Source organism: Aeromicrobium piscarium, from assembly GCF_007421815.1.
Classification (GTDB): Bacteria; Actinomycetota; Actinomycetes; order Propionibacteriales; family Nocardioidaceae; genus Aeromicrobium; species Aeromicrobium piscarium.
The window spans coordinates 15,423-28,442 of the sequence record NZ_VLNT01000001.1 but is presented as its reverse complement, the minus strand read 5'-3'; the positions used below and the strand labels follow the sequence as shown (position 1 = coordinate 28,442).

Sequence of the window (13,020 nt, the reverse complement as noted above, 5' to 3'; positions counted from 1 at the left end):
CACGATCGAGACGTGCGTAGGTCACCGCCCACTGGGGAGGGGTCAGACGAGGGCGTGGCGCAGGAGCGTGTCGAGATCGTGCGCGGGGCGGCCGACGATGGCCGGGACGGTCGCCGATCCGCATGGCAGACCGTGACCCTCGTAGTAGCTGAACATCGCGTGCAGCCAGTCGCGCTCACGCGGGTCGAGGGTGGCGCCGGGGCCGGCAGCCCACTCGTCCGGGGAGGTGACGACGAGCTCGACCTCGACGCCCAAGACCCGCTGCGCGGCGACCGCCACGTCGCGGACCGTCACCAGGCTCCGACCGCCGACCTCGTAGGTCGCCCCGATGTGGGACGGGTCGAGCAGCACGCGGGCCGCTACGGCGCCCAGGTCCTCCAGTCCGACGAGCCCGAACGGTCGGTCGGCGTCATAGGGGACCTCGAGCCGAGGCGCCGCCGCCCGCAGACCGGGCAGGAAGTTGTCGACATAGGCGCAGGGCTGCAGGATCGTCCAGTCCAGCCCGCTACGCCGGACGAGATCCTCGCTCGCCGCCTTCGCCAGGTGGTGCGGCATCGAGGGCACATAGGGCGCGCAGACCGAGTGATAGCCGATCCGGCCGACTCCCGCCTCGCGCATCGCCTCGAGGACCGTGGTGACGAAGGCGGGTTCATCCGGGTGCAGATTGGGAGCGATGAGATAGACCGCATCGCCACCGCGCAGAGCGGCCGCGAGGTCCTCGAACTCGGCCCGGCCCACGGGCACGGTCTCCGCGCCGGCCGCTTCCAGCGCCGTGGCGACCGCACGACCGGTCTTGCCCCGGCCCCCCACAATCGCGATCCGTGTGCCGTTCCCCATCATCGTTCCTTCCCCTTCACGTCCAGAACCCGTTGAGTGTGGGAGGTGCCCCCACACTCAACGGGTTGGTTGGCTCAGACCCAGTCGACGTCGGCGACGGTGGCGCCGCCGCTCAGTCGGGCGTAGCCGGGTCCGCGGTCGAAGAAGGGCTCCTCGCCGCGGGCGTCGCGGCGGCTCTGCCGCTCGGACGCGGTGGCCTCGACGTCGACCGCGAGGTCGTCGCTTTCCACCGCACCGGTCAGCACGACACCGTAGTCCTCGAGCGCTGAACGCTCCGAGACCTTGTTCCAGCGCACGTCGCGGGCGACCAGCTCCGGGTCGCGGTCGAGCGGATCGCCCCAGCCGCCACCGCCGGTGGTCTGGATGCAGATCGTCTCGCCGGCCTTGATCGGCTCGGCATCGGCCAGTGCGTCGATCTCGCGCTCCTCCGGCGTGCCGGGGTTGACCACGACACGGAACGGCGAGCCCGCCTTGCCGCCCTTGACTCCCCAGCAGGCCAGGATCGAGCGGTCGGCGATCGACATGAAGTTGGCGTCCTTGAGCATCCGGATGCGCTTCTCGTAGCCGAGACCACCGCGGAACTCACCCGCGCCGCCGGAGTCCTTCGCCAGGCCGAGGCCCTCGACGATGAACGGGAAGCGCGACTCGGTGAACTCGGTCGGCAGGTTCCGCGAGTCCGGCACGACGTGGATGGTGTCCTCGCCGTCGGCATAGTAGCGACCGCCGGCACCGCCGCCGAGCACCTCGCGCATGAGGTACGAGCGGCCCTCCATGTCCTCGCCGTAGACGCCGGTGTACCGGATCGTCTCCTGGTCGGCGGGCATGCGTCCGTCGACGGCCTTGGCGATGACGCCCGCCAGCACGCCGAGCAGACGCAGGATGACGAAGGTACGGGCGTTGGTCGGCGCCGGGAACTCCGGTGTCAGCAGCGTGCCCTTCGGCGGGAACCGCATCTCGATGAGCGGCACGACGCCCTCGTTGACGTCCAGCTCGGCCATGCGCTCGGGCGTGTCCGCCAGGTTGCGCAGGATCGGCGCGAGCCACTTCTTGAGGAAGACGCCGTCGGAGTAGTCACCGCAGTGGTTGATCGGTCCCTTGGCCTGCGGCGAGGTGCCGGCGAAGTCGAGGATCAGCCGCTCGCCCTCGGGGTCGTCGGCCGCGGTGCGGGTCAGGGTGATCCGCTGCGTGTGCAGCTTCGGGTCCTCGACACCGTCGTGCTCGGCGTAGTCCTCCCAGACCCAGGTGCCCACGGGGATCTTCGACAGGATCTCACGGCGGTAGGTGCGCGTGGAGTTGTCGATGATCGCGTCGAAGGCGGCCTCGACCGACTCGCGACCGTAACGGTCGAAGAGCTCACCCAGGCGCTGGGCGCCCATCAGGCACGCGGAGCACTCGGCGTCGAGGTCGGCCGCGAGCGCCTCGGGGGTCCGCGAGTTACGGGTCATGATGCGCAGCGCCGAGCGCACCGGCACGCCGGCGTCCCAGAGCTTGATCGGCGGGACCGCCAGGCCCTCCTCGTACACCGAGGTGGCGTTGCTGGGCATCGAGCCCGGCACGGCACCGCCGATATCGTCATGGTGGCCGAAGGCCTGCACGAAGGCGACGACCTCGGGCTTGCCGGTCTCGGGATTCGTGTGGAACACCGGGACGGTCACGCAGAGATCCGGGAGGTGGCCGATGCCGCCCTCGGACTCGTAGACGTCGTTGTGGAAGAAGACGTCCCCGGGCACCATCTCCTCGAGCGGGAAGTCCCGCGCGACGGGATGCACGAGGGCGCTATAGGAACGTCCGGTGAGCTTGCGCATCTTGCGGTCGTGGATGCCCGCGCGGAAGTCGTGCGCGTCGCGGATCATCGGCGAGCGGGAAGTGCGGCCGATGGCGGTCTCGACCTCCATCTCGACCGACGCCAGGCTGCCCTGGACGATCTCGACGAGCACCGGGTCGGCGCTCGCGCCGGCATCGGCGGTCAGCGACTCGAAGGGGAACTGCGTCGGCGCGCGGCGCGAGGTGGTTTCTGGGGTCGTGGTCACGAGTCGGCTCCTTCACGAGTCACGATGATGTTGCGGTAAGCGTCGATGCGTGCGGAGAACCCGGGGTGCAGCGGCACGGTGGATCCGAACTCCTCGATGATCGCCGGGCCGACGAGCTGCGTGCCGGGCGTCAGATCGGGGCGCCAGTAGACGGGGGTGTCCACCGAGCCGGTCTCGGGATCGAAGCACACGGGGCGGCGCGAGGTCTCCGTGATCGCCGGGTTCTCGACGACCTCCTCGGCGCGGACCTGCGGCCGCTCGATCGGGCCGATACCCGAGACGCGCAGGTTGACCCACTCGACCTGCTGGTCGTCATTGCCCCGGAAGTCGTAGCCGTAGAGCGCGCGGTGCTCGTCGTGGAAGCGCTCCGCGACGGCCTCGGCGGCAGCGGCGTCGAAGGGCCCCTCGTCGACCGCGACCCGGACCTCGAAGGCCTGGCCGAAGTACCGCAGATCGGCGGTGCGCTGGAACTGGTGGGTCTCGGTCGCGAAGCCTTCGTGGCTGAGCGCCTCGGCGGCCTGCTCGGTGAGCTTCTCGTAGAGACGGCCCGTGCCCTCGACGTCGAGCTTGTCGTGGAGGCTGACCTGGGTCTGGACGTAGTCGTTCTTGACGTCCACGGTCAGCAGGCCGAAGGCCGAGAGGTTGCCGGGGTTGAGCGGCACGAGCGTCGTCTTGATGTCCAGGATGTCCATCAGGCGGCACAGCAGCAGCGAGCCGGATCCGCCGAAGGTGGTCAGCGTGAAGTCGCGGACGTCGAGGCCGCGCTTGACAGTGACCTGGCGGAGGGCGTTGGCCTGGTTCCAGGCGGAGATCTCCAGGATGCCGGTGGCGCACTCCTCGACGGACATGCCGAGCTTGCCGGCGAGCTCCTCGAGGGCCTTGCGGGCTCCGTCGGCGTCGAGGCCGATCTCGCCGCCGAGCAGGTGCGCGGGAATGCGACCGAGCACGACGTGGGCGTCGGTGATGGTGACGTCCTTGCCGCCGCGGGCGTAGCAGACCGGGCCCGGATCGGCGCCGGCCGAGTGCGGGCCGACCTTGAGGGTGCCCTCATTCGACAACCAGGCGATCGAGCCGCCGCCCGCGCCGACGGTCACGACGTCGATCATCGGGATCTTGCTCGGGAAGGCGCCGACCGAGCCCTCGGTGGTGAGGGTGGGCTCGCCGTCGATGACGACCGAGACATCGGTGGAGGTGCCGCCGCCGTCACAGGTGAGGATGCGATCGAAGCCGGCGATCTTGCCGACCATCGCGGCACCGAGGGCGCCGGCGGCGGGACCGGACAGCACCGTGGTGATGGGCTGGTGCACGACCTCGCCGGCGCTGAGCACGCCGCCATTGGACTTCATGACGTAGAACGGGATGTTCTCGCCGATCTCCTCGAGGCGGCGCACGATGTTGTTGACATAGCGCGAGAGCTTCGGCTTGACGGCCGCGTCGACGAGGGTCGTCATCGAGCGCTCGTACTCGCGGTACTCACGCAGCACCTCCGAGGAGACCGAGACGACGGCCTCAGGGTGCTCCTCGGCGATGATCTCGAGCAGGCGCTGCTCGTGCGAGGGATTGGCGTAGGCATGCAGGAGGCAGACGCCGAGGGTGTCGATGCCCTGCTCGCGGAACCAGCGCGCGACGCGGCGGGCGCCGTCCTCGTCCAACGGGCGGATCTCGTTGCCTTCGAAGTCCAGCCGTCCCTCGACGCCCTTGACGTACTCGCGCGAGACGATGCGGTCGGGCTTGACCCAGAAGTAGGAGTTGCCGTAGCCGTCGGGCACGGACTGGCGAGCGATCTCGAGGACCGACTCGTAGCCGGCATTGGTGATGAAGCCGAGCTGCTCGACCTTGCCCTCGAGGAGCTGGTTCGTGGCGACGGTGGTGCCGTGGCTGATCGCGCTGAGCGCGGTGCCCTGCTCGCCCATCAGGTCGAGCACCTTGGACACGCCGGCGAGGAATCCCTCGGCGGGGTCGCTGGGCGTCGACGGTGTCTTCGTCGTGACCATCGTCCCGGTCGACTCGTCGAAGGCGACGACGTCGGTGAACGTGCCTCCGGTGTCGATACCGATCCGGATGTGGCTGTCTGTGGGCACCTGCGGACCTCCTGTTGTCGTTGCCGTCACATTCCATCGCGTTCGGGGTCACCGATGCCATGTCAACTCATGACGAGGAAGGGCTTGTTCCTTGTCATACTTTACTGACGGCCGTCGGCGGCGCCTCGCCTGGCCGCGACACTCGGGATCCGGCGGCGTGAGCTAACGTCCGATGCTCGGACGACATCCGGACACTGTGCGAGATACTGCGCACAATGAATCGCCGGTTACCGTGGTCGCTGCTGCTCGCGAGTATCGCCCTGAACGCCATGTACGCGGCAGTGGCCGGTGTGCTCGTCCCGGCACAGATCGCCGCGGCCTCACCGCAGGACAAGGAGATCCTTCTGGCGGTCGTGATGGCGGCGTCCTCGCTGCTGACGATAGTGATCCACCCGTGGGCGGGGGCGCTCTCGGACCGCACGCACTCACGGTGGGGACCGAGAGGGCCGTGGATCCTCGCGGGGGCGATGGGCTCGGGCGCGGCCCTGCTCGCGCTCGGGCAGGCGCAGTCGGTGCTGATGATCGCTCTCGGCTGGCTGATCGTGCAACCGCTCCTCAATGTGGTCGAAGCGCCCTTGGACGCGGTGATGGCCGACCGGGTTCCCGCCTCGCAGCGACCGCGAGCCTCTGCCTTCTACGGCGGCGGCGCCGCCCTCGGACTCGCCATCGGCGCCGGGGCCGCCGGGATGGCCGTCTCCCGGATCGGCACTGCCTACACCGTGCTGGCGATCGTCCTGATCGTGGTCATGTCCGGCTTCGTTCTACTGAACCCCGAACACCTCCCCGCGGCACCGCGTACGAGCCGCGCGCCACGGGTGGCCTGGTCCGATCGCGACTTCCGGCTGGTGTTCGGCGGGCGCTTCCTGCTCGTCCTCGGACATCAACTCGTCATGGGGTATCTGCTGTACATCGTCATGGACCGGACCGGTCGGGATGCCGAGGAGGCGGGCCGACTCGTGACTCTCCTCGTCGGGGTGCACATCGCCGCCGTGGTCGCGGGGGCTGTAGTCGCCGGACGCCGGGTCCGCCAGCACCGCGTCCGGTGGGTCCTTGGGGCGACCGCGGTCATCGCGACGGGCCTCGCCGGAGCGTTCGCGTGGCCGGGCCTCGAGGGCCTCATCATCTATGCGGTCGTGGCCGGCGCGGGCCGTGGCCTGTACCTGACAGCGGACCTCGCCTTGATGCTCGATGTGTTGCCCTCGAGCGGAGACCACGGACGTGACCTCGGCGTCCTCGGCCTGGCGTCGATCATCCCGCAGACCCTGGCCCCCGTGATAGCCGGGCTCACCCTCGTCGTGACCGGGAATACCTACGATGCGCTGTTCGCACTGGCCATCACCGGGGTCGCGCTGTCGGCCCTCTGCATCGCCCGGGTCGCAGTTCAGCCGTCGAGCACGCCGTGAGCGATCGCCGCGGCGACGGCCTCCTCGCGGGAGGCGGCGCCGAGCTTGCGATAGAGCGAGCGTCGCTGTGACTTGACCGTGTTGACGGAGACCTGCAGCCGCGCCGCGATGAGATCGGCATTGGGGGTCGTGACGAGCTCTCGGAGCACCACCTTCTCGCGGGCGGTCAACGACACGGTGGTGACCGGGGATCGATGGAGGATGACGGGGGCTTGCGCCAGATCGTCCACACCGAGCAGGTCCCGATCCTGTCCGGGGACGAAGAGCAGCGGTGAGCGGACCCCGAAGGACTCGACCAGAGCGCGGGCACGGCGTCCGGCAGCGAGAGCCGCCTCCTCACGACCGAGACGACGAGCCAGCATCATCTCCAGGGTGGTCCGTGTCAACCGATCCACCGGCGTATGCACGTCGCAGCGGGCCACGAGACGAGTGGCCCGCTCGAGGTCTCCCCTCAGCAGCGAGATACGACCGGCCGCGAGGAGCACATCGGACCTGTCCCGGGCGGCCGGCCGCAGTGACGAGGCCGCCACCAGGTCTCCGATCGCCGCCGCTAGCAGACTCTCCGTCACATCGAGCCGGCGCTGGGTTGCGGCGGTCGCCCCCCGCCGGGCACTCCGTCGCTCTCTCAGCTCTCGAAATCGTTCGAGGCCTGCCTCGGCATCGCCGGACCCGATGTCCACGAGGGCTCGCACCCACAGGAGCAACGGCCAGTGTTCGATCGTCTCGGCGTGCGGCCATACCGCCTCGATCCGTTCACGGGCCGAGACGAAGTCGAACCTCTCGACCGCCGCGATGGCCTGCGCGATACGCAACAGACTGCCCGCGTAGCCATCGACGAGCTCAGGCGACCAGGTCCTCGATTCCGCCTCCGCCGTGCGTATTCCCGCGTCTGTCATCCGCCCGTGCAGGGCGCTGATGAGCGCACGGCCACCGAGCGCCTGAAGCTGGGCACTCGCCCGGGCGTGGACACTCCACGCATGCTCGAACTCGGTCGCTGCCTCGTCCGGCGCACCGCCGTAGAGCAGGCTGATCGCGATATGCACATGCAGGTCGGGTTCCAGGGATCCCAAGGCCCCCCGCTCCTCCACCGGCAGTTCCGCGAGCATCCGAGATGCCGCACGAGCCGCCCGGAGGCCGCCGTCGGCGGTGCCGGTGATCCGCAGGCCGACGCTCTCAACCACCCGCATGAGGGCTCGGTCGGCCGGTGACCGCGAGCCGAGACGCGCTCCGGCGACCGCGATCCCCACCATCTCGATGGCCTTCAGCCGAGTCCTCTCCCGGGAGTTGTACAACAGCGCGAGCACCATGGCCAATGCCGGATGGCGCCGAAATCTGAGGGCCGGGATGGGATCGAGGAGCAACAGCAGCTCATAGCCGTGTTCCGTCAGCAGGGGGAGACCCGCTCTCTTGAGAGCCACGTCGGCGAGATCGAGTCGATCGGCGTGCAGCGCCTCGACCAATGCCGGGAAGTTCGCCCCCTCCGCCAGAAGTGTCTCAGCGGCCGTCCGGTGCAGTTCTTGTCGGCGCTCGGTCACTATCGGAGAGTTCCGTTGTGTGGAGGCGCGGCGTCGCGGCGTCAAGGAGAAGATCATCGGCTGCGCGCCGGGGAGCCAGCCACCCCAGCCGGCCCGCTCCATCTCGTCGAGGACGACCGCGTCGTGACCCAGGGCGGTGACGACCTTCCTGCTGAGATGGTCTGGGACCGCGAGTTCCGCGAGGGCTGAGGGAAGGCGCGCGATCGTCCCCGCAGCCAGCATCGCGGTCAGCTCCCGGGGAGCGGTCGCACCGCTCCGCGCCATCTCGATGACGGAGGCCGGGTGGCCCCCGGTCAGCGCGAAGACGACTCGCGGATCGGCAGCGGACCCGAAGGCCCGCAACGACCGGGCCACCTCTTCTTCGTCGAAATAGGACGAGACGGTCTCGGCGGACCAGGTCTCGGGCAACGCCGACAGCGAGCGAGTTGCCACCCGGATCCGCAGACGCGGCACGGAGGCGGCCGCGTCCGTCAGCAGCTTCCAGTCATCGATGCCGACATGCTCCGCCTCGTCCACGATGACGACCGTCCCCGCCGGGAGATCGACCTGCTCGGGGTCGAACCACCGCACATCCGCGCGATCGCGAGCCCAGACCTCGAGGAGCGTCGTCTTGCCTGCCCCTTCAGGTCCCACGACGGCGACGATCGCCGCCGGTCCGGACAACACCCGCTCACACTCGACACGCTCGAGGCACTGCGGGTCAGGTCGCGACATGTGTTCAGATTAGAGCGCTCCCGTCTCACCGGACCGCAGTGGCGGTCACGCCATCGCGCCGCCCGCGAATGCGACGACCGCCGCGGTGGATGGATCCACCGCGGCGGTCGTCTCTCCCTCACCCGCTCGGTACAGGTGAGGGGCCCACGACGCGGGCGCCTCGGGAGCTAAGCCCGCGCCGTGGGGGTCTCGGTCAGCGCCTCCGCAGGCGCTGCGCCATCAGCCCACCTCCTGCCAGGGCCGTCAGACCGGCCAGCGCCATCCACACGAGTCCGTCCGGGGCACCGGCGGCCGGGAGGTCGCCGACGAGGACCCGTGCATCGTCCTCACCCTCGACGTCCTCGCCGTTCGGTGGCGTGCCGGTGGCCGTCGCGTGGTTGTCGACATGGCCACGGGTGCGGTCCGCTGCCGTGGGCGAGTAGGTGGCCGTCGCGGTCGCCTTCTCACCCGGGGCCAGCACACCGGGCTCGCCCGGCCAGCTGTAGGTCAGCTTCGACAGCCCTTCGAGGCGATCGGTGATCGTCACGTCCTCGAGCGTCACCGAGCCGGTATTGGTCACCGTGAAGGAGTAGACGATGCGCGAGCCGTCGAGCTTCCCGGTCTTGACCAGGTCGATCGAGGACGACTGCGGCAGCGGCTGATCGTGCTCGTCCTCGTCGCCGACCGGCGGTCCGGTGGGCGGCGTGCCGGTCGCCGTGGCGAGGTTGTGGACCGTGCCGTCGTCGACATCGGCCTGCGTGACCGTGTAGGTCGCCGTCGCCGTCACCGACTCGCCCGGAGTGAGGACACCGGGCTCACCGGGCCAGGTGTAGGCCAGGTCAGACAGACCCTCGAGTTCGTCCTCGATCACCACATCGTGCAGGGTGACATTGCCGGTATTGGTCGCCTCGAAATCGTAGGTGAGCTGGTCACCCGCGACCGACAGCGCGCCGCGGTCGAGGCCGCCGGTCTTGACGAGGTCGAGGGCGGGGCCCGGGGTCACCGGAACGGTCGCGTCGTCCTCATCGGTCACGGTCCGGTCGGTCGGCGTGACACCGGTCGTGGTCGCGGTGTTGTCGACCTGTCCGGCATCGACATCGGCCTGCGTCAGCGTGTAGCTCGCGCTCGCCGTGACCGATTCGCCGTAGTGCAGGACGCCCGGGGTCGTCGGCCATTCGCCGAACTCGATATCCGACAGGCCCTCGAGCTCGTCGACCAGGGTGACCGAGGTCAGCGTGACATTGCCGGCATTCGTGATGGTGAAGGTGTAGTCCACCCGGTCACCGGCGCGGCCCTCCGCACCCTCGGCCAGGGCCCCGGACTTGACCAGCTCGATGGCACCCAGCTCGGGCACCTCGACGATCTCGGTGTCCTCATCCGTAGGCGGCTCGCCGGTCGGCGGGACACCCGTGGTGGTCGCGGTGTTCTCAACACCGCCGGCGTCCACATCGGCCTGCGTCAGCGTGTAGGTGGCCGTCGCGGTCGCCGTGTCGCCGGGAGCGAGGACACCGGACTCACCGGGCCAGCTGATCGCCAGCTCGGACAGACCCTCCATCGGATCGGCGATGACGACCTCGCGCAGGGTCACATTGCCGGTATTGGTCACCTCGAAGGAGTACTCGACGGTGTCACCGGGAACGCCCGTCGCGTCAGCGGCCAGACCGCCGGACTTGACGATGCCGATGGCCGGCACCTGCGGGACGTCGACGATCTCGGTGTCCTCATCCGTGGGCGGTTCGCCGGTCGGCGGGACGCCCGTGGTGGTGGCGGTGTTCTCGACCGAGCCGTTGTCGACATCGCTCTGCGTCAGCGTGTAGGTGGCCGTGGCGGTCACCGACTGCGTCGGCTCCAGCACCCCGGCCGCACCCGGCCACGTACCGAAGGCGATGTCCGACAGACCCGGCAACGGATCGTCCAGCGTCACACCGGCCAACGTCACATTGCCGGTATTGGTGACCGTGAACTCGTACTCGACCGTGTCACCGGCCTCGGCGTCGTCGGCGATGCTGCCGCTCTTGACGATCTGGATGGTGGACTGCTGGGGCACCTCGACGATCTCGGTGTCCTCATTGTCGACCGGATCACCCACGGGCGGAGTACCGGTCGCCGTCACGGTGTTCTCCACCCGGCCGTTGTTGACATCGGCCTGGGTCAGCTCATAGGTCGCGGTCGCCGTGACGGACTGCGTCGGCTCCAAGACGCCCGACTCACCGGGCCAGGTGCCGAAGGCGATGTCCGACAGACCCGGCAACGGATCGTCCAGCGTCACACCGGTCAACGTCACATTGCCGGTATTGGTGACCGTGAACTCGTACTCGACCGTGTCACCGGCCTTCGCATCGGCCGCGATGGCGCCGGACTTGACGACGTCGATCGACGGACCGGCTGTCACCTCGACGATCTCGGTGTCCTCATTGTCGACCGGATCACCCGAGGGCGGAGTACCGGTCGCCGTCACGGTGTTCTCCACCGAGCCGGCGTTCACATCGGCTTGGGTCAGCTCATAGGTCGCCGTGGCGGTCACCGACTGCGTCGGCTCCAGCACCCCGGCCGCACCCGGCCACGTACCGAAGGCGATGTCCGACAGACCCGGCAACGGATCGTCCAGCGTCACACCGGCCAACGTCACATTGCCGGTATTGGTGACCGTGAACTCGTACTCGACCGTGTCACCGGCCTTGCCCTCGGCACCATCGACCAGCGCACCGCTCTTGACGACATTGATCGCGGGGGCGGACGCGAGGTCGACCCGCTCGTCATCGCTGTCGTTCACCGGGTCGCCCACGGGCGGCGTGCCGGTCGTGGTCGCCGTGTTGTCCACGCCCCCGGCGTTCACATCGGCCTGGGTCAGCTCATAGGTCGCCGTGGCGGTCACCGACTGCGTCGGATTCAGCACCCCGGCCGCACCCGGCCACGTACCGAAGGCGATGTCCGACAGACCCGGCAACGGATCGTTCAGCGTCACACCGGTCAACGTCACATTGCCGGTATTGGTGACCGTGAACTCGTACTCGACCGTGTCACCGGCCTTGCCCTCGGCACCATCGACCAGGGCACCGCTCTTGACCAGCTCGATACCCGGGGTGAGCTCCGGCAGCGGGACATCGGCCGGGTCCTCATCGGAGACCGGCGAGCCGGCGGGCGGCTGCCCGGTCGCGGTCGCGAGATTGTGGACATTGCCGGCCGCGATATCGGCGGCGGTCAACTGGTAGGTCGCGGTCGCGGTGACGGACTGCGTCGGATTCAGCGTGCCGGGGGTTCCGGGCCAGGTGCCGAAGGTGATGTCCGACAGGCCCGGCTTGGGGTCGGCGAGCGTGACATCGGTCAGCGGCAGGCTGCCGGTATTGGTGATGGTGAACTCGTACTCGACCGTGTCACCTGGGAGCCCCAGCGCGCCGTCGGCGAGCTTGCCGTCCTTCGCCAGGTCGATGGAGACGCAGTTGGTGTTGATGACGTCGACGAGCGTGGACTGCAGTCCGGAGAATCCGGCCTCATAGTAGTCGCTGCCGTTCACCGGCCCGGAGATCTGCGACATGTGCTCGCGGAACCGGTTCATATCGTTGATATTGTCGGTGATTCCGATGCCGATGATGCGCGTGCCGGTGGCCTTGAGCGCATTGGCGCTCTGCACGGCCGCGGTGATCATCTGTGTCGTCGTGGACGATCCGCTGCCCTGGGTGGCGGGGTAGCCGTAGCGGGTGGGATCGCCATCGGTCACCAGGAGGAGCCCGTCGTACTGCTCAGGCGATTGGTCGACGACCTGGAAGGCGGCGTCCCAGTTGGTGTACTGCGTTCCCGAGCGCGTGAGCCCGTCCAGGTAGGCGCCGATGGCCTGCACACCCTGCGCATCGAGCGCGGTCAGCGGGAGTGGCTGGTTGGCGGGCTGCGCACCGACCGGCGAGTTCGTCCCGAAGTTGTAGATCGCCAGCCGCACCGGATAACCCTGCAGGTTCTCCGCGAGCGCGGCGATCTCCTGCTTCATCTGGGCGACCTGGCTGTTCTGGACCGAGGTCGAGAGATCAAGCTGCATCGCCAGATCCAGCTCGCAGCTGTCCGGCAGAGCCGGGTTCGGTGCCGGGGGCACGGTGGACTGGACGGCACTCGCGGCGGTCATACCGCCCATGACCGCGACGAGCATCGCCAGTACCAGGGCGATGACTCGGCGCGGCCGGCGACGATGCCGTCGGTGGGTGTCGAGAGTCGGCTTTCGCCGACGAGGGGACGTCACGGTGCTGCTCTCCTTGCACGGGGCGGTGATGTGCCGCGGACGTACCACGGCCGGCTCAGCGGGACTGATGCCACGAGGTGATCTTTCGTCCTGACGGAGGCGATCCGGCCGGGAATCGTCGGACTTCACCCCGCCTTTCACCCCGGGTTAGCCCTAACGAATAGGTGCGTCCGGTCATACCAGAGGAGGGGTCCTAGTCACTTGCGGTGGTAC

At 68.9% G+C, this 13,020-nt stretch carries 6 protein-coding genes; 1 reads left to right on the top strand and 5 read right to left on the bottom strand.

What is annotated here, in order from left to right:
• Positions 1-42 precede the first annotated feature (42 nt).
• The 3 genes from FNM00_RS00080 to FNM00_RS00070 form a co-directional block, all read right to left on the bottom strand.
• The gene (locus FNM00_RS00080; protein WP_221933522.1) at positions 43-837 is read right to left on the bottom strand and encodes an SDR family oxidoreductase; all 795 of its coding nucleotides are present in this window, start codon (positions 835-837) and stop codon (positions 43-45) included.
• A gap of 74 nt (positions 838-911) precedes the next feature.
• A complete protein-coding gene (locus tag FNM00_RS00075; protein WP_143910981.1) occupies positions 912-2,867 on the bottom strand; it encodes a hydantoinase B/oxoprolinase family protein in 1,956 nt (651 codons plus the stop codon).
• A complete protein-coding gene (locus tag FNM00_RS00070) occupies positions 2,864-4,948 on the bottom strand; it encodes a hydantoinase/oxoprolinase family protein (protein ID WP_246065009.1) in 2,085 nt (694 codons plus the stop codon). Before FNM00_RS00070 ends, FNM00_RS00075 begins: the two co-directional genes overlap by 4 nt.
• Positions 4,949-5,163: 215 nt before the next feature.
• On the opposite strand from FNM00_RS00070, the gene FNM00_RS00065 reads away from it, so the two are divergent.
• Positions 5,164-6,351, top strand: coding sequence for an MFS transporter (locus tag FNM00_RS00065; protein ID WP_143910979.1), 1,188 nt, complete (start codon positions 5,164-5,166; stop codon positions 6,349-6,351).
• Here the strand turns inward: FNM00_RS00065 and FNM00_RS00060 are convergent.
• Together FNM00_RS00060 and FNM00_RS00055 are read right to left on the bottom strand one after the other, a co-directional pair.
• Positions 6,330-8,600: a LuxR C-terminal-related transcriptional regulator gene (locus FNM00_RS00060; RefSeq protein WP_143910978.1), complete on the bottom strand. Its 2,271-nt coding sequence runs from the start codon at positions 8,598-8,600 to the stop codon at positions 6,330-6,332. The genes FNM00_RS00065 and FNM00_RS00060 overlap by 22 nt on opposite strands.
• Before the next feature lie 193 nt (positions 8,601-8,793).
• Positions 8,794-12,807: a vWA domain-containing protein gene (locus FNM00_RS00055; RefSeq protein WP_143910977.1), complete on the bottom strand. Its 4,014-nt coding sequence runs from the start codon at positions 12,805-12,807 to the stop codon at positions 8,794-8,796.
• Positions 12,808-13,020 lie beyond the last annotated feature (213 nt).